This window comes from Pseudomonas sp. G3-19, from assembly GCF_054855875.1.
The window spans coordinates 5,996,893-6,018,199 of sequence record NZ_JBMPIQ010000003.1; the positions used below are offsets into that span (position 1 = coordinate 5,996,893).

Sequence of the window (21,307 nt, forward strand, 5' to 3'; positions counted from 1 at the left end):
GAATTTTAGGTTTTTTGGGTTTTTAGACCTGTAGGAGCACCCCATTAATGAGCTTCGGCGCCGATGAAGAGATCCTTCAGGATTTCCTGGTTGAGGCCGGCGAGATTCTTGAGCAACTGTCCGAGCAACTGGTCGAGCTGGAAAGCCGCCCGGATGACGCAGATCTGCTCAACGCAATTTTTCGCGGTTTCCACACTGTAAAAGGGGGCGCCGGCTTCCTTCAGCTCAACGAGCTGGTGGAGTGCTGTCACATCGCCGAAAACGTGTTCGACATCCTGCGCAAGGGTGAGCGGCGCGTTGATGCAGAACTGATGGACGTGGTGCTTGAAGCACTGGACGCGGTGAACAGCATGTTCAGCGAAGTCCGTGAACGTGCACCGATCACTGCTGCAACCCCGGAACTGCTGGCCGCCCTGGCGCGTCTGGCCGAGCCGCAAACGGCCGACGAAGCCCCGGCTTCGCCAGTGGCCGAGATGATCGAAGAACTGGTCGTCGAAGGCGATTCCGGCGACATCACCGATAACGAATTTGAACAGCTGCTGGATTCGCTGAACGCCGTCAAGGCCGAAGCCGAAGCCCCGGCCGCTGCTGCACCTGCGCCGGCTGCCGATGCGGCCGCCAGCGATGAAATCACCGACGCCGAATTCGAGTCGTTGCTCGATCAACTGCACGGCAAAGGCCAGTTCGCGCCAGACGCCGTCGCACCGACCGCGGCCGCTCCAGCGGCACCGGAGGCGGGTGACAGCTCGGACATCACCGACGACGAATTCGAAGCACTGCTCGATCAGTTGCACGGCAAGGGCAACTTTGCCGTGGAAGCGCTGGAATCGGCTATCGCCTCGGCACCGGTTGCGCCTGCCGCACCGGCGGCGGCCGCTGCCGGCAGCGATCTGATCAGCGATCACGAGTTCGAATCGCTGCTCGACGAGCTGCACGGCAAAGGCAAGTTCACCGACGTTGGCGCCGCTGCTGCAGGCACCGCGTCGACTGTGGCCGCGCCTGCCGCCAAGGCTGCTGCCGCTCCGGCCGCTGTGCCTAAGGCTGCGCCCAAGCCTGAGCCGAAAGCCGAAGCGCCAAAACCGGCCGCCGCTGCTGCACCGGCGCCGGCCCGTGCTGCCGCTGCTCCGCCGCCGGAAAAACCGGCGAGCGAAGCCGAGACCACCGTGCGGGTCGATACCGCGCGTCTCGACGAAATCATGAACATGGTCGGCGAGCTGGTGCTGGTGCGTAACCGTCTGGTGCGCCTGGGTCTCAACAGCGGCGACGAAGCCATGTCCAAGGCCGTGTCGAACCTCGACGTGGTCACGGCTGACTTGCAGACCGCGGTGATGAAGACCCGGATGCAGCCGATCAAGAAGGTCTTCGGGCGCTTCCCGCGTCTGGTTCGCGACCTCGCGCGTCAGTTGAAGAAAGAGATCAATCTGGAACTGGTGGGTGAAGAAACCGACCTCGACAAAAACCTTGTCGAGGCCCTGGCCGACCCGTTGGTCCACTTGGTGCGTAACGCGGTCGACCACGGCATCGAATCGCCGGAAGAACGCGAAGCTTCCGGCAAGGCCCGTGGCGGTCGCGTGGTACTGGCCGCCGAGCAGGAAGGCGATCACATCCTGTTGTCGATCTCCGACGACGGCAAGGGCATGGACCCGAACGTGCTGCGTTCGATCGCGGTAAAACGCGGTGTGATGGACAAGGACGCGGCCGATCGCCTGAGCGATACCGAGTGCTACAACCTGATTTTCGCCCCGGGTTTCTCGACCAAGACCGAGATCTCCGACGTGTCCGGCCGCGGTGTCGGCATGGACGTGGTGAAAACCAAGATTTCCCAGCTCAACGGTTCGATCAACATCTACTCGACCAAGGGCCAGGGCTCGAAGATCGTCATCAAGGTGCCGCTGACGCTTGCGATCATGCCGACCCTGATGGTGATGCTCGGCAATCAGGCGTTTGCGTTCCCGTTGGTCAACGTCAACGAAATCTTCCACCTCGACCTGTCGACCACCAACGTGGTGGATGGCCAGGAAGTGGTGATCGTGCGGGACAAGGCGCTGCCATTGTTCTACCTCAAGCGCTGGCTGGTCAGCTCCGCCGCTCACGAAGAGCAGCGCGAAGGCCATGTGGTGATCCTTTCGGTGGGCACCCAGCGGATCGGCTTCGTCGTCGATCAACTGGTCGGCCAGGAAGAAGTGGTCATCAAGCCATTGGGCAAAATGCTGCAGGGCACTCCGGGCATGTCCGGCGCCACCATCACCGGTGACGGCCGCATCGCGCTGATCCTTGATGTTCCAAGCATGCTCAAGCGTTACGCGACGAAGCGTATTTGAATCCGGGGCAGCGGGGCGACGACGTCCCGCTGCACCTAATGGAGTGTTTATGGCAGTCAAAGTCCTGGTGGTGGACGATTCGGGTTTTTTCCGCCGCCGCGTCTCGGAAATTCTTTCAGCAGATCCGAGCATCCAGGTGGTCGGTACGGCCACCAACGGTAAAGAGGCGATCGATCAGGCCCTGGCCCTCAAGCCGGACGTGATTACCATGGACTACGAGATGCCGATGATGGATGGCATCACGGCGGTGCGGCACATCATGCAGCGCTGCCCGACCCCGGTGTTGATGTTCTCCTCGCTGACGCACGAAGGCGCCCGGGTCACCCTGGATGCGCTGGACGCTGGTGCGGTGGATTTCCTGCCGAAGAATTTCGAAGACATCTCGCGCAACCCCGAGAAGGTCAAGCAACTGCTGTGCGAGAAGGTTCACAGCATCTCGCGCAGCAATCGTCGTTTCAGTGCCTACAGTGCGCCGGCTCCGGCCGCTGCACCGACGCCTGCGCCAGCCCCGGCGGCCTCGAGTTTGAGCAGCCACAGCGCTGCTGCTCCGACGCGTCCGGCGCCGGCTCCAGCACCTGCGCGTGCGCCAGCCGCCAGCGCGTCGTCGCCGGCACCGAAACGCAAAGCCTACAAACTGGTTGCCATCGGGACTTCGACCGGCGGCCCGGTTGCCCTGCAACGGGTGCTGACCCAATTGCCGGCGAACTTCCCGGCGCCGATCGTGCTGATCCAGCACATGCCGGCGGCGTTCACCAAGGCGTTTGCCGAGCGCCTGGACAAGCTGTGCCGCATCAGCGTGAAAGAGGCCGAGGATGGCGACATCCTGCGTCCGGGCCTGGCGCTGCTGGCGCCGGGTGGCAAGCAGATGATGATCGACGGCCGTGGCGCGGTGAAAATCCTGCCGGGCGACGAGCGTCTGAATTACAAGCCGTGCGTGGACATCACCTTCGGTTCCGCAGCCAAGTCCTACGGTGACAAAGTTCTGGCGGTGGTCCTCACCGGCATGGGCGCCGACGGCCGTGAAGGCGCGCGTCTGCTCAAGCAGGGCGGCAGCTCGGTATGGGCGCAAGACGAAGCCAGTTGCGTGATCTACGGCATGCCGATGGCCATCGTCAAAGCCGATCTGGCTGACGCGGTTTACGGCCTGGACGACATCGGCAAGCACATCGTCGAGGCGTGTATCTGATGGATGTTCTAAGCCTTATCGGGATCATCATGGCGTTCGTCGCCATCATCGGCGGCAACTACCTTGAAGGCGGCCACCTCGGCGCGCTGGCCAACGGCCCGGCGGCGCTGATCGTGCTCGGTGGCACCATCGGTGCCGCGCTGTTGCAATCGCCGATGAGCGCCTTCAAGCGCGCCATGCAGATTCTCGCCTGGATCCTGTTTCCACCACGGGTGGATCTGGCCGGCGGCATCGATCGGGTGGTCAACTGGAGCCTTACCGCACGCAAGGAAGGCCTGCTCGGGCTGGAAGGCGTCGCTGATGCCGAGCCGGACAACTACTCGCGCAAGGGCCTGCAACTGCTGGTCGATGGCGCCGAGCCGGAAGCGATCCGCAGCATTCTCGAAGTGGATTTCTACACCCAGGAAGCCCGCGACATCGAGGCTGCCAAAGTTTTCGAAAGCATGGGCGGCTATGCGCCGACCATCGGCATCATCGGTGCGGTGATGGGCCTGATTCATGTGATGGGCAACCTCGCTGATCCGACCCAATTGGGCAGCGGTATTGCCGTGGCATTCGTCGCGACCATCTACGGCGTGGCCAGTGCCAACCTGGTGTTGCTGCCGGTGGCGGCCAAGCTCAAGTCAATCGCGTTGCGGCAGTCGCGTTATCGCGAAATGTTGTTGGAAGGTATTTTGTCGATCGCCGAAGGTGAAAACCCTCGCTCTATCGAGCTGAAGCTTCAGGGCTTCATGGATTGATGGGGGTAATGGACTATGGCTCGCCGCAGGCATCAGGAAGAACACGTTAATCACGAGCGCTGGCTCGTGTCCTACGCGGATTTCATCACGCTACTGTTCGCGTTCTTCGTGGTGATGTACTCGATCTCGTCGATCAACGAAGGCAAGTACAAAGTCATTTCCGAGGCGCTGATCGGGGTTTTCACTGACTCCGACCGCTCGCTCAAGCCGATCCCGATCGGTGAGGAACGGCCGAAAACCGTGACCCCGGCCAAGCCGCTGGTCAAGGACAGCGAGCAGGTCGATGCCGGTATCGCCGGGGCCAGCGACCCGCTGAAAAGCATTGCCGATGACATCAGTGCCGCGTTCGGCGACTTGATCGCTTCCAACCAGATGACCGTGCGCGGCAACGAGTTGTGGGTCGAGATCGAACTCAATTCCAGCCTGTTGTTCGGCAGTGGCGACGCGATGCCGAGTGATATCGCGTTCAACATCATCGACAAAGTCGCGGCGATCCTCAAACCGTTCGACAACCCGATCCACGTCGAAGGCTTCACCGACGATCAGCCGATCCGCACCGCGCAGTACCCGACCAACTGGGAACTGTCCTCGGCGCGTTCGGCGAGTATCGTGCGGATGCTGGCGATGCAGGGCGTCAACCCCGGGCGTCTGGCCTCGGTGGGTTACGGTGAGTTTCAGCCGGTGGCCAACAACGCCACCGCCGAAGGCCGGGCGAAAAACCGTCGCGTGGTGCTGGTGGTGTCGCGCAACCTCGATGTGCGCCGCAGTCTGACCGGTACTGGAACCGCCAATGCGCAACCGGACGCGGCATTGAAGCGCGCTGGCACACAAACTGCACCGACCCCGGTCAAGACGCCGGGACGCGAGAGTGCCGTCAATTCTCCGTCGCCCGCATTAATACGCTGAGCTATGTCTCGGTCGAGCATCTCGGCCGGGAGGAACGAACCGAATGAGAGTCTGGGCAGTCGCCAATCAAAAGGGTGGTGTCGGTAAAACCACATCTTCCATCGCTTTAGCCGGATTGCTGGCGGAGGCGGGCAAGCGCGTGGTTGTGGTCGATCTCGACCCGCACGGCTCGATGACCAGCTATTTTGGCTACGACCCCGACAGCCTGGAGCACAGCAACTACGACCTGTTTCTGCACAAGGGCAGCGTGCCGCAAGGCTTGCCCGGGCAGTTGCTGCTGTCGACCAGCGACGAACGCATTTCCCTGTTGCCGTCGAGTACCGCACTCGCCACCCTCGAGCGCCAGTCGCCGGGGCAGAGTGGCCTGGGCCTGGTGATCGCCAAGAGTCTGGCGCAGCTGTGGCAGGACTTCGATTACGCGATCATCGACAGCCCGCCGTTGCTCGGCGTGCTGATGGTCAACGCTCTGGCCGCGAGCCAGCAACTGGTGATCCCGGTGCAGACCGAGCACCTGGCCGTCAAAGGTCTGGAGCGCATGGTCAACACCCTGGCGATGATCAACCGCTCGCGCAAACAGGCGCTGCCGTTCAGCATCGTGCCGACCCTGTTCGACCGCCGCACCCAAGCATCGCTGGGCACCTTGCGCGTGCTGCGTGACAAATTCCCGGAAGAGATCTGGCAGGGTTACATCCCGGTCGATACCCGTCTGCGCGACGCCAGCCGGGCCGGGGTCACGCCTTCGCAGTTCGACGGCAAGAGTCGTGGCGTGCTGGCGTACCGCGCGCTGCTCAAGCATCTGCTGGCGCAACAACTTGTTCCGCAGGTGGCTTGAGCATGAATCGGCCGATCAAACTGACGTCGCGTCCGCAGTTGGCGTTGCAGTCCTATCTGGACAGCTTGCTGCAGGAAATCCCTGACGAGTTGCCGCCCGTGGAAGTGCCGGTCGAGGCGCCGGTAGAGGTGGTCGAAAGTGCTGCGGCGCTGGACGAGTTTCAGGCTGCGGTACTGGAAGAGCAGGCGCGTGATGCGCAGAAAACCACCAAACCTGCCGCCCCGGTTGCCGCGCCTGCCGCCGCACCGATCGCCAAGGCGCCAGTGGCGTTGATCGAAGAAGCCGAGCCGCCGCGCGCGCCGGTTTCGACACTCGCACCGCTGCTGCAAACCCAATTGCTGAAAACCGCGCCGGAACCGGTCGTGGCCGAACCGGCGCCGGTGGCACCGGCACCCGTCGAACAGACGCTGGTGCCGCCAGTGGTGGAAGTGCACCTGCCACCGAGCAACACGCCGCCACCGGTGGAAACCGATGGCCGTCCGGCCTGGGCTTCGGAAGCCTTCGAATGCCTGTTGTTCGATGTTGCCGGGCTGACGCTGGCGGTGCCGCTGGTGTGCCTCGGTTCGATCTATTCGCTGGCTGGACACGAGTTGACGCCGCTGTTCGGGCAGCCGGAATGGTTCCTCGGGATTCTGCCGAGCCAGGCCGGCAATCTGAAAGTGTTGGACACGGCGCGTTGGGTCATGCCGGATCGCTATCGCGATGACTTCCGTCAGGGCCTGCAGTACGTGATTTCGGTACAAGGTTACGAATGGGGCCTGGCGGTGCATCAGGTCAGCCGTTCGTTGCGCCTGGACCCGAATGAAATCAAATGGAGAAGTCACCGGGGTCAGCGGCCATGGCTTGCCGGCACGGTGATCGAGCACATGTGTGCATTACTTGATGTAGCCGCGCTGGCCGAGTTGATCGCCAGCGGCGGGGCAAAGCACTTGGGCGGCCACAAGCCGCTACATAAATCGACATAGCAGCCGACATAACAGTCAGGCGAAGGCATTTTTCAATGCCTCCACACAGAACACACACCGCCCAGTGCGGTTTTTTCGAGGGGTCAGGGTATGAGTAGTCAGGCGACGAATGCAAAAGGTTCTGAAGATCCGATCCTGCAATGGGTGACCTTCAAGCTGGACAACGAAACCTACGGCATCAACGTGATGCGCGTTCAGGAAGTCCTGCGTTACACCGAAATCGCTCCGGTACCGGGTGCGCCAAGCTACGTGCTGGGCATCATCAACCTGCGCGGTAACGTGGTCACCGTGATCGACACCCGTCAGCGCTTCGGCCTGAACAGCGGCGAGATCAGCGACAACACCCGTATCGTCATCATCGAAGCCGACAAGCAAGTGGTCGGGATCATGGTCGACAGCGTGGCTGAAGTGGTTTACCTGCGTCAGTCGGAAATCGAGACCGCGCCAAACGTCGGCAACGAAGAGTCGGCCAAGTTCATCCAGGGCGTGTGCAACAAGAACAACGAGTTGCTGATCCTGGTCGAGCTGGACAAGATGATGAGCGAAGAAGAATGGTCGGAACTGGAGAGCATCTGATTGATTCTCGAGGTTGCGGTCATTGTCCTGTTCCTTTTCTGGGCAGGCACGCTGGCAATGTTTCTGGCGTACATCAAGGCGCAGCGGGTGATCGCTGCGCAACAGGCTCAGGGCGACGCGCTGCGTGATCAGCGCATCAAGGACCTGGCCAAGCGTGTCGACGACTATCAGAACGGCAACGTGCGCATGGGCGAAGCCCTGCACGAGCTGCGCTCGGTCGTCGGTCCGTTGCCGGACAAGATAGTCGCGCTGGAACAGCGCGACCCGTCGAGCCTGTCGTTCGCCCAGGCGGCGAAACTGGTGGGGATGGGCGCGAGCGTCGATGAGCTGACCCAGTCCTGCGGCTTGACCCAGGCTGAGGCGGAGTTGATGCGCAAGCTGCACAGAAGCTGATATGCGTAGAGGCATGTCATTTAAATAAGAATCGCCGGTCATGCCGGCGATTTTTTTTGCGCTCGATTTAGTTGTCTGATTCGCCCATGGCCGTCTGTCTGAACTGTTATTTCTGACAGTAGAGAATTTCGCTCATCGCTCCTCACACTGCTCGTGACTCGCGATAGTCCCGTCGGCTTTTCAGGCAGACGCTTCTGATCGCCAATTCACCGATCCAGCCAATCGTGGAGTGGGTATGCATTTGCCAGCCAGAATCGAGCGCGTGAAAAAAGCCCGGTCACCCGGTGTTGCCGCCCTGTGGCTGGCAGTCGTGCTGCTCCTGACGGCTTGTCAGGCTCAAGTCAGCAGGTTCGCTCCAGAAGTTAACATTGCCGACCGGCAAAATTGTCACGGTGTCCACCTGGTCAATGTCGTTGCGCATATGGACGACGATCTGCTGTTTATTGATCCGCGGATTTCGCAAGTTCTGGCTGCCGGCGGCTGTGTGACCAGTATCTTCATGAACGGTGGCAGTTCTGGCGCCGGCTTCGACTATGTACTGAAGCGCGAAAGCGCATCGACAAAAGCCTATGAGAAAATGCTGGGTTTTGCGATCGGGTGGACGCCTTACCTGATATTCACTGATTCAGCCATTGTGATGAGCGTCAAGGCCAATGAGCGACCTGGATTGAAGCTCATATTTTTGCGTGTGCCGGGAGGGGACGTTCGTGGTGGAGATGTGCCGCTGGCCGATTTGCTCGACCTCGATAAAACTGTTCGGAGTTGGCCCTATCTGGACTCGGCTTCAGGTCCGGTAAACCTCTACAGTCGAACATCTTTTGTGCAGCTCTTGACTGAGCTGATCGTCAATGAAGGAGCCACCCGGGTGTATGCACTCAATCCGGACACCGTCCCGTACACGGAGCATCCTGACCATATTTATTCGGCACGTTTGACGCGCCTGGCCTTGCGCGGGATCAGTGCAGATATCCCAGTGGTTTATCACGAGACCTATCCCTCGGCGGCCGTCGCTCCTAACGTGGACCCGGCAGCGGTGCAGGCGAAACGGCATGTTGTCGCCAGTTACTTTCATTTTGAAGGGGCTGAGTCAGTCAGCAGTGCGTACAGTGAAGCCACCTGGAATGGCAATTGGGTGGCGCGACTCAATTTCACCCTCAGCCATGCTCACGCCGCCGGGCCACTGGTCAATATCCCTTTCAGACCGCTAGTCAATTTCCAGACGCAACAGTGCCTGGTTGCCAATGGATTGGGGCAGCAGGTGACACTGGATGGATGTGAGCCAGACGCTGACCAGCGCTGGGCGTTTGTGCCCTCCGACTTTGCAGTCGGCGCGAGCAGGGGAGTTGCACTGCTGGAAACAGCCTCTGGCCATTGCATAGCGCGTCAGAATGGCCAATTGATCGAACGCGCATGTGAAAGCAATGAGCCCTCTCAACACTGGACTCCGTGGGATTTCGGGAAAATTTATGTTCCCGGAGCGCAGGGGCAATGCCTGGACGGAGTACAGCCGAGCTTGATAGCGGATTGCAGGGAGTTTGCGGGTTCTACGTTGTGGGTGCGCAGCATCGATAACATCGACAGCAATGATTCGATGGAAGTGGCGCTGACGGGGGATGTCATCGGTGACGGGACGAACCGGACGGTACAAGTGCAGCGCCGGCAGGATGGTCCAGGTGTCGATATTTGGGTCACGTCGCTGGACGCAGACGCGATTGCATCCGAGAAATGGTATGAGGACAGACTTCCATTTGATCCAGACTCTTTTGATTCCGGGTGTGCTACAGCCCTTTGCTACGACACTACGCGCTATCTGCTGGCGGATTTCACAGGTGACGGCAAGGCTGATCTGATGGCGATATCGCCCGGAAACGCTGACGAAACCATTTTCAGGCTATTGAAGAATGAAGGCGGGCATTTTGCTGATCCGGTTATCTGGCGTTCGGTTCCGCAAGGGCATGCCTACCGGCAAGCTCAGCAATATCTGGCTGGCGACTTCAGAGGCGTCGGCAAGCAAGATGTGTTGATCGTGCAAACTCTGAATAACACAGTGTCCGATTTCTGGCTGATGGAGAATAAAGGGGCGAGTCTGGGCGTTCCTGCTCACTGGGGAGATGCCCGAAAAAACCCATTGCCGGCCCACTTCTACAGCGTCAGGCTGGACAGCGATGGCAAAGATGATGTGCTCGCTGTTGATTCAAGTGCACAGTTCTTGAAGCTGCTCACCTACAGGAGCAGCGGCCGTTCTCTGGATTTTGAGAAAGCCTTGGAGTTGCCCGGCTTCTATTCTGCGCGTTCAAAGACCGCAGTGCTGGATTCGCCGATTACCAAACTGACCGATGTATGGGTGCTGCACGCTCGATCAGACGGTAGTGATATCAATTTCTGGAAAGTCGCAAATCTTGGCGGCGGAGAGTTCGAAGAGCCTTCGTCTCCGGCTTTCGAGACGAGCGTGCTTAATTGGGCTGACGTGCGGCCTTATGGGCTGGGGACGGGCAGGCAGATCCTGCTTCCCTATCGCGTCAACGATCCTGTGCATGAGTATTACTGGCGAATCGGGAAAATCGGCTTCAAGGCACTGAATCTGTCCGAGCAAGGTATGCCCCTCGAGATCAAGGATTATGGACGTTCACCACGGTTTGAATGGGCGAACCTGCAGTGGCGAGCGCGCTTGAATTGAATGTCGAGCGAGGACGCGTGCACTTGAGCCTGTATTCGGCGCGGCCTAGTAATCAGCCCCGCGTTCGGTAACGTCCTTCTCGACCATCGGCGCATCCGGGTCCTGTCCCTCGGGGAATTTCCCCTTCAGATTCCACGCGAACGCGATGATCTCGGCGATCGTGCGGTACAGCTCCTCGGGGATGCTGTCGCCCAGTTCCATTCGCGCCAACAGCCGCACCAGCTCGGCGTTTTCATAGATCGGCACTTCACAGTCGCGGGCGATGCGCAGGATTTCTTCGGCCAGTTCCTCGTCGCCCTTGGCGGTGAGGGTCGGGGCGTGGTTGCCGTCGTATTTGAGGGCGATGGCCTGGCGTGGAGCAGTGGAATCGTTCATGCGGTTTCATCGACCCAGCGGTGTTCGAGGCGGGTTTGATTGCCTTGCGGCGGGGTGCCGAGGTGGCAATCGAGATCGCCGACATTCAGGCCGCGATCGAGCAGGCGCTGACGCAGGGCGAACAGATTGGTTTCGATCAGGTCGGCGGTGTATGGGCGCTCGGCCCAGAGCTGGCTCGACAGGCTGCCAGCAATCAACTGCGCCTGAATCTGCATCGGCCCCAACGGCTCCATGTCGAACGCCAGGTCGACGCGCCACAGCTGCTGTTTGGGTTCGCGTTCGTCACGGCGTTCGTTGGGTTGCGGTTCTCTTTCCGGCGCTTCTTCGCGCTGAAACTTGACCTGCAACGGCACGATGTCCTGCAGGTTGCGCATGGGGATTTCCAGCTGCCAGGTGCTGAGCAGACGGCCGTCATCGGTGACACCGGTCTGTTCCAGGCTCGACAGCTGATGGCTTTGCAGACGCGACACGGCGGCTGCAGCGAGACGCAGCAGATGTTCCAGATCGCCTTCGCCGTCGAGGCTTTGCAGCAGGCGGTCAGGCAATGGGAAACTGCTCGGCATGGGTTTGGCGCTGACCTGACCGAGAGTGCCGAGGGCGTTGCGCACGAAACTCGGCAGCGCTTGCGCCAGGGTGTTGGCGGCGATGATCGCGTTGAAACTGGCATTGCCCGGCGCACCCGGGGACAGTTGCGCGATCAGCTTGAGCAGATCGGCTTTCATGTCCGGGGCCAGCGCCGGATTCTGTCCGGTCAGCAATTTGGCTTCGAGGAAGGCGCCACTGTTGGCCAGGGCCAGGGCCACGCCTTTGGCGGTGCTCATTTGCTGCACATCGGGCAGGTTGGCGAGCAGGCGCGTGACGGCAGCGCGCAGATCCTGCGAGGTCTGATCGTCGTCGCTCGGCAGGTTTTGCAGAGCATTGAGCAAACCGTCCAGCGAACCTTGGCGAGTCTGCTGGCCGAGCAGTTGCTGGCTCACCGCCAATTGCTCCTGACGGCTGCTCAGTGGCACGAACTTGAGAGTTTGCGAGTCTTCGACCAGTGCCGAGAGCAGGGTGCCGATGCGCAGTGGCGTCGGGCTGTCGATGTCCAGTGTGGCGCCACTTTGCGCGGTGTTGAGCAGGCTCACCAGCGAGCGGTACACCGTCGGCTGTCCCGGCACTTGCGGCAGTGTCTGCGAGGTCAGCACCTTGCCTTGCAGCAGCGTGCCGACCGGCAACTGCGCGGTGTCGATGCGGGTGAGGGCGGCGACGCTGCTGGCAATCGCCTGTTGCACGGTGATCGCCAGATTGCCCGCCGACGGCTGAGTGACGGCCAGGTTGGTGCCGGTCGGCAACGGCAGGTTGCTGCTGGCTTGCACGGTGGTCTGCCGACCGCCGTCGACGGTCACCTTGAGCAGCAGTTGAAAGGTCTGATCCGCCTGCTTGAGTGACAACACCTCGGCCTGGGCGCTTTGCCCGGCGCCGATCAGGCCTTCGACCGGGGTCAACAGCTTGAGCAACTCACCGCTCATCACCAGCGGACGCGTGTTCGCCGGGGTGGTGGGCGGCAGCGGGAGGATGTTCATTTCGCCTGTCATACGCGGACACAACCTGAGGAAATTGCGCTCTTGGGAGTAAGGCACGGCATGTATAATGCCGCGCGTCTTGCGCTTCGTTCAGAAAACATAGCAATTGTTTGATCCAGCTCTCTGCTTCGCACCGTCATTGCATTTATCCTGCATCTCTTTAACGGCCGCGCCAGAGCCGACTTGAACCGTATAAGGCCCGTGATCCCTTGACCAGTCCTGTCCTGCAAACCGTTGCCCTTGCCTGTGAGCGAGACCTGCGGCTGCTCTTCGAAAATCTCGAATTAAGACTGGCCAGTGGCGATATGGTGCAGATCAGCGGTCCCAACGGCAGCGGCAAGACCAGCCTGCTGCGTCTGTTGTCCGGGTTGATGCAGCCGACCAGCGGTCAAGTGCTGCTCAACGGCCAGCCCTTGACTGCACAACCGAGCGAACTGGCGCGCAACCTGTTGTGGATTGGCCACGCCGCCGGGATCAAGGACCTGCTGACCCCGGAAGAGAACCTGTCCTGGCTCTGCGCCCTGCATCGGCCGGCCGGGCGCGACGCGATCTGGCAGGCGCTGGCAGCCGTAGGATTGCGCGGATTCGAAGATGTTCCCTGCCACACCCTGTCCGCCGGTCAGCAACGCCGCGTGGCGCTGGCGCGGCTGTATCTGGACAGCCCGCCGCTGTGGATTCTCGACGAGCCGTTCACCGCGCTCGACAAACAGGGCGTGGCGCAGCTTGAAGAACACTTGGCCGGGCACTGCGAGCGCGGCGGTCTGGTGGTTCTGACCACGCACCACACACTGAGCCGGATGCCGGCCGGTTATCGCGATATCGATCTGGGGAACTGGGCAGTATGAGTGTGTTCGGCCTGCTGGTTGCCCGTGAGTCCCGTTTGCTGTTTCGTCGCCCGGCGGAACTGGCCAATCCGCTGATTTTCTTCGCCATCGTCATCGCCTTGTTCCCGCTGGCCGTCGGCCCGGAAACTCAAGTCTTGCAAAACCTGTCCCCGGGGTTAGTCTGGGTGGCCGCGTTGTTGTCGGTCCTGCTTTCGCTGGACGGACTGTTTCGCAGTGATTTCGAAGATGGCTCCCTGGAACAGTGGGTCCTTTCGCCGCACCCGCTGCCCCTACTGGTGCTGGCCAAGGTGCTGGCACACTGGCTGTTCTCGGGACTGGCACTGGTTCTGCTCTCGCCGTTGCTGGCGTTGATGCTCGGTTTGCCGGTCGCCTGCCTGCCGGTGTTGCTGTTGTCGTTGCTGCTGGGTACACCGGTGCTGAGCCTGCTCGGTGCGGTGGGCGCGGCGCTGACGGTTGGTTTGAAACGCGGCGGCCTGTTGCTGGCGTTGCTGATTCTGCCGTTGTACATCCCGGTGTTGATCCTTGGCAGTGGCGCCTTGCAGGCCGCCTTGCAAGGCATGCCGGCGACCGGGTATCTGCTGTGGCTGGGTAGCCTGACCGCCCTGGCGATCACCCTGACACCTTTTGCAATAGCTGCTGGCCTGAAGATCAGCGTCGGCGAATAATGAGGTCTGGTTAAAATTTAACCAGCAAAGACCCTGAGACTGCTCACACCGATGAGCGGCACCCGTGATGGAAACAGTATGAACTGGACCTGGTTTCACAAGCTCGGCTCGCCCAAGTGGTTCTACGGCATCAGCAGCAGGTTTCTGCCGTGGCTGAGCATTGCCGCGTTGCTGCTGATCAGCGTTGGCGTCGTCTGGGGCCTGGCCTTCGCACCGCCGGATTATCAGCAGGGCAACAGCTTCCGCATCATCTATATTCACGTGCCTGCGGCGATGCTGGCGCAGTCGATCTACGTGATGCTAGCGGTATGCGGCGTGGTCGGGCTGGTGTGGAAAATGAAACTGGCCGACGTCGCCCTGCAATGCGCGGCGCCGATCGGCGCGTGGATGACTGCCGTGGCGCTGGTTACCGGCGCGATCTGGGGCAAGCCGACCTGGGGCTCGTGGTGGGTCTGGGACGCACGACTGACGTCGATGCTGATTCTGCTGTTCCTGTATTTCGGGGTGATTGCGCTGGGCAACGCCATCAGCAACCGCGACAGCGCCGCCAAGGCCTGCGCGGTGCTGGCGATCGTCGGGGTGATCAACATCCCGATCATCAAGTACTCGGTGGAGTGGTGGAACACCCTGCACCAGGGCGCAACCTTCACCCTCACGGAAAAACCGGCAATGCCCGCTGAAATGTGGCTGCCGCTGCTGCTGACGGTGCTGGGGTTCTACTGCTTCTTCGGCGCCGTGCTGTTGCTGCGCATGCGCCTTGAAGTGCTCAAGCGCGAAGCCCGCGCCAGTTGGGTGAAAGAAGAAGTGCAGAACAGTCTGGAGGCCGCGCGATGAGTTTTGCTTCATTCGGCGACTTCCTCGCCATGGGCCACCATGGCCTGTATGTGTGGTCGGCCTACGGTATCTGTCTGGCGGTGCTGATCCTCAACGTGGTCGCACCGATCGCGGCCCGCAAGCGCTATCTGCAACAAGAGGCGCGTCGTCTGCGCCGGGAGAACGGCAAGTGAATCCGCTGCGCAAAAAACGTCTGACCCTCATTCTGGCGATCCTGGTCGGGGTCGGCGCTGCCGTCGGCCTGGCCCTGAGCGCCCTGCAGGAAAACATCAACCTGTTTTACACGCCGACCCAGATCGCCAACGGTGAAGCGCCGCACGACACGCGCATCCGCGCCGGCGGCATGGTCGAGAAGGGCTCGCTGCAACGTTCGCCGGACTCGCTGGACGTCAAATTCGTTGTCACCGACTTCAACAAAGCCGTGACCATCACCTACCGCGGGATCCTCCCGGATCTGTTCCGCGAAGGGCAGGGCATTGTCGCCCTGGGCAAACTCAACGCCGACGGCGTGGTGGTGGCCGATGAAGTGCTGGCCAAGCACGACGAGAAGTACATGCCGCCGGAAGTGACCAAAGCGCTGAAAGACAGTGGTCAATCGGCACCGACCCAAGCGAAGGAGGGTTGATCGATGACTTCTGCACTGTTTATTCCCGAACTCGGCCATCTGGCGATGATTCTGGCGCTGTGTTTTGCGCTGGTGCAGGCCGTGGTGCCGCTGTTCGGTGCCTGGCGCGGTGACCGCATGTGGATGGGCCTGGCCCAGCCGGCGGCGTGGGGTCAGTTTGCGTTCCTGCTGTTTGCCTTCGGTTGCCTGACCTACGCGTTCATGACCGACGATTTCTCGGTCGGTTATGTGGCGATGAACTCCAACAGCGCCTTGCCGTGGTACTACAAGTTCAGCGCGGTGTGGGGCGCCCACGAAGGCTCGCTGCTGCTGTGGGCGTTGATCCTCGGTGGCTGGACCTTCGCCGTGTCGGTGTTCTCCCGGCAGTTGCCGCAAGTCATGCTCGCTCGCGTACTGGCGGTGATGGGCATGATCAGCACCGGTTTCCTGTTGTTTCTGATCCTCACCTCCAACCCGTTCTCGCGGATCCTGCCGCAGATTCCGGCCGACGGGCGTGACCTCAATCCGCTGCTGCAAGACATCGGCCTGATTGTGCATCCGCCGATGCTCTACATGGGGTACGTCGGCTTCTCGGTGGCGTTCGCCTTCGCCATCGCTGCACTGCTCGGTGGTCGTCTCGACGCCGCGTGGGCACGCTGGTCGCGCCCTTGGACGATTGTCGCCTGGGCCTTCCTCGGCATCGGCATCACCCTCGGTTCGTGGTGGGCTTACTACGAACTCGGCTGGGGCGGCTGGTGGTTCTGGGACCCGGTGGAAAACGCCTCGTTCATGCCATGGCTGGTCGGCACCGCGCTGATTCACTCGCTGGCAGTCACGGAAAAACGTGGGGTGTTCAAGAGCTGGACGGTGTTGCTGGCGATTGCCGCATTTTCGTTGAGCCTGCTCGGTACGTTCCTCGTGCGCTCCGGCGTGCTGACTTCGGTACATGCGTTTGCCTCGGACCCTGAGCGCGGCGTGTTCATTCTGATCTTCCTGCTGTTCGTGGTCGGCGGTTCGCTGACGCTGTTTGCGTTGCGCGCTCCGGTGGTCAAGAGCCAGGTCGGCTTCAACCTGTGGTCGCGGGAAACCCTGTTGCTGGGCAACAACCTGGTGCTGGTGGTGGCCGCGTCGATGATTCTGCTCGGCACGCTGTATCCGCTGATTCTTGATGCGATCAGCGGCGCCAAGCTGTCAGTAGGCCCGCCGTACTTCAACGCGCTGTTCATCCCGCTGATGGCGTTGCTGATGGTGGTAATGGCGGTCGGCGTGGTCGTGCGCTGGAAGGACACCCCGGTGAAGTGGCTGGCGAACATGCTGACCCCGGTGCTGCTCGGCAGCGTCGCATTGGCCGTGGTGGCCGGTGTCGCTTACGGCGATTTCAACTGGGCGGTGATCGCGACGTTCCTGCTTGCCGCATGGGTGTTGCTCGCCGGTGTGCGCGACATCTTCGACAAGACTCGCCACAAGGGCCTGATCAAAGGCCTGCCAACCCTGACCCGCAGCTACTGGGGCATGCAGATCGCTCACCTCGGCATCGCCGTGTGCGCCCTCGGTGTGGTGCTGTCGAGTCAGAACAGTGCCGAGCGCGACCTGCGTCTGGCGCCGGGCGAGTCGATGGATCTGGCCGGTTATCACTTCATCTTCGAAGGTGCCAAACACTTCGAAGGGCCGAACTTCACCTCCGACAAGGGCACCATCCGGGTGATCCGCGACGGCAAGGAAGTCAGCGTGCTGCACCCGGAAAAACGCCTGTACACCGTGCAGAGTTCGATGATGACCGAGGCCGGGATCGACGCCGGTTTCACTCGCGATCTCTACGTTGCACTGGGCGAGCCGCTGGAAAACGGCGCGTGGGCGGTGCGGGTTCACGTCAAACCGTTCGTGCGCTGGATCTGGTTTGGCGGTCTGCTGACCGGTCTGGGCGGATTGCTGGCGGCGCTGGATCGGCGTTATCGAGTCAAGGTCAAAGCCAAGGTGCGTGAAGCCCTCGGCCTGCAAGGAGCGGCTGCATGAGACGTTGGTTGATGCTGGTACCCCTGGCGATGTTCCTGCTGGTGGCGGTGTTTCTGTATCGCGGTCTGTACCTCGATCCGGCGGAGCTGCCGTCGGCGATGATCAACAAGCCCTTCCCGGAATTCAGCCTGCCGAACGTGCAGGGTGACAAGACCCTGACCAAGGCTGACATTCTCGGCAAACCGGCGCTGGTCAACGTCTGGGGCACCTGGTGCATTTCCTGCCGGGTCGAGCACCCGGTGCTGAACAAGCTGGCCGAACGCGGTGTGGTGATCTACGGCATCAACTACAAGGACACCAACGCCGATGCGTTGAAGTGGCTGGCCGAATTCCACAACCCGTACCTGCTGGATATTCGTGACGACGAAGGTTCGCTGGGCCTCAACCTCGGCGTGTACGGCGCGCCGGAAACCTTCTTCATCGACGCCAAGGGCATCATTCGCGACAAGTATGTCGGGGTGATCGACGAGCAGGTCTGGCGCGAAAAACTCGCAGCCAAGTATCAGGCGCTGGTCGATGAGGCCAAGCCATGAAGCGCTTTATCGCTGCCGTGGTCTTGGGCCTGAGTCTGGCCGGTGTGGCGCATGCCGCGATCGACACCTACGAGTTCGCCAAGGAAGGTGATCGCGAGCGCTTTCGTGAACTGACCAAGGAACTGCGCTGCCCCAAGTGCCAGAACCAGGACATCGCCGACTCCAACGCGCCGATTGCCGCCGACCTGCGCAAAGAGATTTTCCGCATGCTCGGCGAGGGCAAGGACAATCAGCAGATCATCGACTTCATGGTCGATCGCTACGGTGATTTCGTCCGCGACAAACCGGCGCTCAATGCCAAGACAGCCTTGCTGTGGTTCGGCCCGGCCGGTCTGTTGTTCGGTGGTCTGGTGGTGATCGCAGTGATCGTTCGCCGACGCCGCGCGCACCGCACCGAGACCCCGCCATCGCTGTCCACCGAAGAGCGTCAGCGCCTCGACCAACTGTTGGATAAAAACCAAGAATGATTGATTTCTGGCTTGCCGCAGGGCTGTTGCTTCTGGTCGCCCTGAGTTTTCTGCTGATCCCGGTTTTGCGTGGCCGTCGCGCCCAGCGTGAAGAGGATCGAACTGCCCTGAACGTGGCGCTGTATCAGGAGCGCGTGGCCGAGCTGCAAGCGCAGCAGGCTGAAGGCGTACTCGATGCCGCGCAAATGGACAGCGGTCGCGCGGAAGCTGCGCGTGAGCTGCTCGCCGATACCGAAGGCGTTGCCGCACCGCGTGTATCGAGACTGGGCAAGCCGTTGCCGTTGTTGGCAGCGGTGCTGGTGCCGGTGTTGGGCCTGGGTCTGTACCTGCATTTCGGTGCTGCCGATAAAGTCGAACTGACCCGCGAATTCGCCCAGGCGCCGCAGTCGATGGAAGAGATGACCCGGCGTCTGGAGCGTGCCGTCGCCGCGCAACCGGATTCGGCGGAAGGCCTGTACTTCCTCGGGCGCACCTACATGGCCCAGGATCGTCCGGCGGACGCTGCCAAGATGTTCGAACGCGCCGCCAACCTGGCCGGTCGCCAGCCGGAGCTGCTCGGCCAGTGGGCGCAGGCGCAGTATTTCGCCGACGGTAAAAAGTGGTCGGACAAGATCCAGGCCCTGACCGATGAAGCGCTGAAAGCCGATCCGAAAGAAGTCACCAGCCTCGGCCTGCTCGGCATCGCCGCGTTCGAGGGCGAGCGTTATCAGCAGGCAATCGACTATTGGAACCGGTTGCTGGCGCAGTTGCCAGAGGGCGACAACTCCCGCGCCGCCTTGCAGGGCGGGATCGAGCGAGCCACCGAGCGTCTGCAAGCCAGTGGCGGCAAGGTCGCCGCCGCGCCGGCCGCCAAGGTTGCCGCACTGCTCAAGGTGCGTGTCGATCTGGCCAGCGAACTCAAAGGCAAGGTGCAACCGGGCGACAGCGTGTTCATCTTCGCCCGCGCCGTTTCCGGCCCACCGGCACCGCTGGCGGCCAAGCGTCTGACCGTGGCCGATCTGCCGGTCACTGTCGAACTGGGCGATGCCGACGCCATGATGCCGCAGTTGAAACTGTCGAACTTTCCTGAAGTCCAACTGGTTGCACGCATCTCTCGCGCCGGTCAGCCAACCGCCGGGGAGTGGGTAGGTCGCAGCGGCCCGCTGGCCAGCAGCACCACCGCGCCGCAAACACTGACCATCGACAGCCCGGACAAATAACCCCGGAACCCACAGGAAAGCACCGCCATGCACAGCCTCGCCCGCATCTCCGTCATCACATTGGCCTTGAGCATGAGCGCATGTGCGGTGCACCGACCGGAACCGACCACCAACCTGCCGCCGATCCCGCCGTCACAACCGAGCCCGACCCCGTCGACCTCGCCGACTCCGGGCAAAAGCATCCCGGCCAAACCGTCCAAGCCAGTCCCACGCACCTCAGCCAGCTTCGCCCCACCACCGGGCGGCAACAGCCACTGGGACCAGAAACTCGGCGTCTACGTCCTCGACGACCAGACCAACACCTTCTACCGCCAGCGCACCTACTTCCGCTGGAACAACGGCTGGACTCGCTCCGTCAGCCCCAACGGCCCTTGGGAAGACACCGATATCCACGGTGTACCGCCGGGATTGGGCAAACAGTTCGGGCAGTAATGAAAAACGGCGATCTCTGGATCGCCGTTTTTTTGTGTGTTGCCGGGCATTGATGATGTCCCTGTAGGAGCTGGCGAAGCCTGCGATCTTTTGATTAGCTGTTTTTCACAATCCGCTGGTCAACAACCCCTGCACATAATCCACAAACGCCCGCGCCTTCGCATTGACCATCCGCCCCGTGGGAAACATCGCCCACAAGTCCTGATCCGGCAATACCCAGTCACTCATCACCGCCCTGACCGCGCCGCTTGCCAGCTCCGGAGCGAACATCCATTGCGAGGCGATGGTCAGGCCCTGATCGGCCAGCACGGCTGCACGCAAACCCTCGGCGGCGCTGACCCGCAGGCGGCCGGTCAGGGTTTGCGTCTGTTGTTCGCTGCCCTGGGTGAAGATCCAGGTGGCGCCGCCGCTGAGGTTGTAGACGATGCCTTGATGCTTATCCAAATCGGCAGGGCAGCTCGGCTCGCCGTGGCGGGCGAAGTAGGCCGGGGTGCCGAGCACTACGCGGCGACAGTCGGCGATTTTACGCACGGTGAGGCTGGAGTCGCTGAGCGGGCCCATGCGCAGGGCGACGTCGATACCTTCTTCGACCAGATTGATGTTGCGATCATCGAGCATCAGGTCGATGTTCAGCTGTGGATGCTGCTCGAGAAACGGCCCCAGCTGCGGCACGACGTGCAGGCGACCGAAAGTCACCGCCGCGCTGATCCGCAGGTTGCCGCTTAAACCGCTGGCGCTGCCACGGGCGGCGTTATCGGCTTCGTTGGCTTCATCAATGGCACGCCTGGCCCGTTCGAAAAACGCGAGTCCGGCTTCGGTCGGGGTCAGGCCGCGAGTCGAGCGCAGCAACAGGCTGACCGCCAGGCGTTTTTCCAACTGAGCGATGGTTTTCGACACGGCGGGCTGGCCGATATTCAGGCGTCGGGCGGCGGCGGAAAAGGAGCCGGTTTCGACCACGTAGACGAAGGTTTCCATGGCGGCGAGGCGGTCCATCAGTCTTCCTGCAAATCTGAAAGTTGTCGTAGTCCCCTTGTGGGAGCGGGCTTGCTCGCGAAAGCGGTCTGACATTCAGCACATGTATTGGCTGATCCAACGCCTTCGCGAGCAAGCCCGCTCCAACAGGGAATAGGGTGCTGAGTGTAATCCGCGTCCATTCAATCACATGCGGTAAAACAACCA

General features: G+C 61.5%; 22 protein-coding genes. 19 read left to right on the forward strand and 3 right to left on the reverse strand.

What is annotated here, in order from left to right; all coding sequences use genetic code 11:
• Window positions 1–47 precede the first annotated feature (47 nt).
• The 9 genes from ACOYXI_RS27335 to ACOYXI_RS27375 all read left to right on the forward strand — a co-directional run bounded on the left by ACOYXI_RS27335 (window position 48) and on the right by ACOYXI_RS27375 (window position 10,596).
• Complete coding sequence (locus tag ACOYXI_RS27335) at window positions 48–2,321, forward strand: chemotaxis protein CheA (RefSeq protein ID WP_461675508.1); 2,274 nt, start codon at window positions 48–50, stop codon at window positions 2,319–2,321.
• A 49-nt stretch (window positions 2,322–2,370) separates the two neighbouring features.
• Window positions 2,371–3,507: a protein-glutamate methylesterase/protein-glutamine glutaminase gene (locus ACOYXI_RS27340; RefSeq protein WP_461675509.1), complete on the forward strand. Its 1,137-nt coding sequence runs from the start codon at window positions 2,371–2,373 to the stop codon at window positions 3,505–3,507.
• Window positions 3,507–4,247, forward strand: coding sequence for a flagellar motor protein (locus ACOYXI_RS27345; RefSeq protein WP_003222929.1), 741 nt, complete (start codon window positions 3,507–3,509; stop codon window positions 4,245–4,247). The genes ACOYXI_RS27340 and ACOYXI_RS27345 overlap by 1 nt, the downstream gene beginning before the upstream one ends.
• Before the next feature lie 15 nt (window positions 4,248–4,262).
• Window positions 4,263–5,153, forward strand: coding sequence for a flagellar motor protein MotD (motD, locus tag ACOYXI_RS27350; protein WP_003222931.1), 891 nt, complete (start codon window positions 4,263–4,265; stop codon window positions 5,151–5,153).
• A gap of 43 nt (window positions 5,154–5,196) precedes the next feature.
• Window positions 5,197–5,985: a ParA family protein gene (locus ACOYXI_RS27355; RefSeq protein ID WP_003222933.1), complete on the forward strand. Its 789-nt coding sequence runs from the start codon at window positions 5,197–5,199 to the stop codon at window positions 5,983–5,985.
• A 2-nt stretch (window positions 5,986–5,987) separates the two neighbouring features.
• On the forward strand, window positions 5,988–6,950 hold the full coding sequence (locus ACOYXI_RS27360) for a CheW domain-containing protein (protein ID WP_135295228.1): 963 nt from the start codon (window positions 5,988–5,990) through the stop codon (window positions 6,948–6,950).
• A 90-nt stretch (window positions 6,951–7,040) separates the two neighbouring features.
• Window positions 7,041–7,526 (forward strand): chemotaxis protein CheW, encoded by a 486-nt coding sequence (locus tag ACOYXI_RS27365; protein WP_003222936.1) that lies wholly within the window; start codon window positions 7,041–7,043, stop codon window positions 7,524–7,526.
• Window positions 7,527–7,919, forward strand: coding sequence for a DUF2802 domain-containing protein (locus tag ACOYXI_RS27370; RefSeq protein ID WP_007961680.1), 393 nt, complete (start codon window positions 7,527–7,529; stop codon window positions 7,917–7,919).
• Between the two features lie 235 nt (window positions 7,920–8,154).
• Complete coding sequence (locus ACOYXI_RS27375; protein WP_461675510.1) at window positions 8,155–10,596, forward strand: carbohydrate-binding protein; 2,442 nt, start codon at window positions 8,155–8,157, stop codon at window positions 10,594–10,596.
• Between the two features lie 45 nt (window positions 10,597–10,641).
• On the opposite strand, the gene ACOYXI_RS27380 is transcribed toward ACOYXI_RS27375, so the two are convergent.
• Both ACOYXI_RS27380 and fliK read right to left on the reverse strand, forming a co-directional pair.
• Window positions 10,642–10,971 (reverse strand): EscU/YscU/HrcU family type III secretion system export apparatus switch protein, encoded by a 330-nt coding sequence (locus ACOYXI_RS27380; RefSeq protein ID WP_007961677.1) that lies wholly within the window; start codon window positions 10,969–10,971, stop codon window positions 10,642–10,644.
• A complete protein-coding gene (fliK, locus tag ACOYXI_RS27385; protein WP_461675511.1) occupies window positions 10,968–12,548 on the reverse strand; it encodes a flagellar hook-length control protein FliK in 1,581 nt (526 codons plus the stop codon). Before fliK ends, ACOYXI_RS27380 begins: the two co-directional genes overlap by 4 nt.
• 197 nt (window positions 12,549–12,745) lie before the next feature.
• Here fliK and ccmA point away from each other — a divergent pair, with 197 nt between their 5' ends.
• The 10 genes from ccmA (at window position 12,746) to ACOYXI_RS27435 (ending at window position 20,128) form a co-directional block, all read left to right on the forward strand.
• A complete protein-coding gene (gene ccmA, locus ACOYXI_RS27390; RefSeq protein WP_461675512.1) occupies window positions 12,746–13,381 on the forward strand; it encodes a cytochrome c biogenesis heme-transporting ATPase CcmA in 636 nt (211 codons plus the stop codon).
• On the forward strand, window positions 13,378–14,046 hold the full coding sequence (gene ccmB / locus ACOYXI_RS27395) for a heme exporter protein CcmB (RefSeq protein WP_003222942.1): 669 nt from the start codon (window positions 13,378–13,380) through the stop codon (window positions 14,044–14,046). Before ccmA ends, ccmB begins: the two co-directional genes overlap by 4 nt.
• Window positions 14,047–14,124: 78 nt before the next feature.
• Window positions 14,125–14,880, forward strand: a complete 756-nt coding sequence (locus tag ACOYXI_RS27400) for a heme ABC transporter permease (RefSeq protein ID WP_003222943.1) — start codon at window positions 14,125–14,127, stop codon at window positions 14,878–14,880.
• On the forward strand, window positions 14,877–15,053 hold the full coding sequence (gene ccmD / locus ACOYXI_RS27405; protein WP_003222944.1) for a heme exporter protein CcmD: 177 nt from the start codon (window positions 14,877–14,879) through the stop codon (window positions 15,051–15,053). The genes ACOYXI_RS27400 and ccmD overlap by 4 nt, the downstream gene beginning before the upstream one ends.
• Window positions 15,050–15,505: a cytochrome c maturation protein CcmE gene (ccmE, locus tag ACOYXI_RS27410; RefSeq protein WP_007961672.1), complete on the forward strand. Its 456-nt coding sequence runs from the start codon at window positions 15,050–15,052 to the stop codon at window positions 15,503–15,505. The genes ccmD and ccmE overlap by 4 nt, the downstream gene beginning before the upstream one ends.
• 3 nt (window positions 15,506–15,508) lie before the next feature.
• Window positions 15,509–17,497 carry a heme lyase CcmF/NrfE family subunit gene (locus ACOYXI_RS27415; RefSeq protein ID WP_098967860.1) on the forward strand — a complete coding sequence of 663 codons (1,989 nt, stop codon included), beginning with the start codon at window positions 15,509–15,511 and terminating at the stop codon, window positions 17,495–17,497.
• A complete protein-coding gene (locus ACOYXI_RS27420) occupies window positions 17,494–18,030 on the forward strand; it encodes a DsbE family thiol:disulfide interchange protein (RefSeq protein ID WP_247843145.1) in 537 nt (178 codons plus the stop codon). Before ACOYXI_RS27415 ends, ACOYXI_RS27420 begins: the two co-directional genes overlap by 4 nt.
• On the forward strand, window positions 18,027–18,497 hold the full coding sequence (locus ACOYXI_RS27425) for a cytochrome c-type biogenesis protein (protein ID WP_461675513.1): 471 nt from the start codon (window positions 18,027–18,029) through the stop codon (window positions 18,495–18,497). Before ACOYXI_RS27420 ends, ACOYXI_RS27425 begins: the two co-directional genes overlap by 4 nt.
• Window positions 18,494–19,696, forward strand: coding sequence for a c-type cytochrome biogenesis protein CcmI (gene ccmI, locus ACOYXI_RS27430; RefSeq protein WP_027613932.1), 1,203 nt, complete (start codon window positions 18,494–18,496; stop codon window positions 19,694–19,696). The genes ACOYXI_RS27425 and ccmI overlap by 4 nt, the downstream gene beginning before the upstream one ends.
• Window positions 19,697–19,723: 27 nt before the next feature.
• Complete coding sequence (locus tag ACOYXI_RS27435; RefSeq protein ID WP_096796244.1) at window positions 19,724–20,128, forward strand: hypothetical protein; 405 nt, start codon at window positions 19,724–19,726, stop codon at window positions 20,126–20,128.
• 105 nt (window positions 20,129–20,233) lie between these two features.
• On the opposite strand, the gene ACOYXI_RS27440 is transcribed toward ACOYXI_RS27435, so the two are convergent.
• Complete coding sequence (locus tag ACOYXI_RS27440) at window positions 20,234–21,121, reverse strand: LysR family transcriptional regulator (RefSeq protein ID WP_225138008.1); 888 nt, start codon at window positions 21,119–21,121, stop codon at window positions 20,234–20,236.
• Between the last annotated feature and the right edge of the window lie 186 nt (window positions 21,122–21,307).

Coding starts and splice junctions, on each gene's coding strand:
- ACOYXI_RS27335 (WP_461675508.1), top strand. CDS start 48: ATGAGCTTCGGCGCCGATGAAGAGATCCTTCAGGATTTCCTGGTTGAG.
- ACOYXI_RS27340 (WP_461675509.1), top strand. CDS start 2,371: ATGGCAGTCAAAGTCCTGGTGGTGGACGATTCGGGTTTTTTCCGCCGC.
- ACOYXI_RS27345 (WP_003222929.1), top strand. CDS start 3,507: ATGGATGTTCTAAGCCTTATCGGGATCATCATGGCGTTCGTCGCCATC.
- motD (WP_003222931.1), top strand. CDS start 4,263: ATGGCTCGCCGCAGGCATCAGGAAGAACACGTTAATCACGAGCGCTGG.
- ACOYXI_RS27355 (WP_003222933.1), top strand. CDS start 5,197: ATGAGAGTCTGGGCAGTCGCCAATCAAAAGGGTGGTGTCGGTAAAACC.
- ACOYXI_RS27360 (WP_135295228.1), top strand. CDS start 5,988: ATGAATCGGCCGATCAAACTGACGTCGCGTCCGCAGTTGGCGTTGCAG.
- ACOYXI_RS27365 (WP_003222936.1), top strand. CDS start 7,041: ATGAGTAGTCAGGCGACGAATGCAAAAGGTTCTGAAGATCCGATCCTG.
- ACOYXI_RS27375 (WP_461675510.1), top strand. CDS start 8,155: ATGCATTTGCCAGCCAGAATCGAGCGCGTGAAAAAAGCCCGGTCACCC.
- ACOYXI_RS27380 (WP_007961677.1), bottom strand. CDS start 10,971: ATGAACGATTCCACTGCTCCACGCCAGGCCATCGCCCTCAAATACGAC.
- fliK (WP_461675511.1), bottom strand. CDS start 12,548: ATGACAGGCGAAATGAACATCCTCCCGCTGCCGCCCACCACCCCGGCG.
- ccmB (WP_003222942.1), top strand. CDS start 13,378: ATGAGTGTGTTCGGCCTGCTGGTTGCCCGTGAGTCCCGTTTGCTGTTT.
- ACOYXI_RS27400 (WP_003222943.1), top strand. CDS start 14,125: ATGAACTGGACCTGGTTTCACAAGCTCGGCTCGCCCAAGTGGTTCTAC.
- ccmD (WP_003222944.1), top strand. CDS start 14,877: ATGAGTTTTGCTTCATTCGGCGACTTCCTCGCCATGGGCCACCATGGC.
- ACOYXI_RS27415 (WP_098967860.1), top strand. CDS start 15,509: ATGACTTCTGCACTGTTTATTCCCGAACTCGGCCATCTGGCGATGATT.
- ACOYXI_RS27420 (WP_247843145.1), top strand. CDS start 17,494: ATGAGACGTTGGTTGATGCTGGTACCCCTGGCGATGTTCCTGCTGGTG.
- ACOYXI_RS27425 (WP_461675513.1), top strand. CDS start 18,027: ATGAAGCGCTTTATCGCTGCCGTGGTCTTGGGCCTGAGTCTGGCCGGT.
- ccmI (WP_027613932.1), top strand. CDS start 18,494: ATGATTGATTTCTGGCTTGCCGCAGGGCTGTTGCTTCTGGTCGCCCTG.
- ACOYXI_RS27435 (WP_096796244.1), top strand. CDS start 19,724: ATGCACAGCCTCGCCCGCATCTCCGTCATCACATTGGCCTTGAGCATG.
- ACOYXI_RS27440 (WP_225138008.1), bottom strand. CDS start 21,121: ATGGACCGCCTCGCCGCCATGGAAACCTTCGTCTACGTGGTCGAAACC.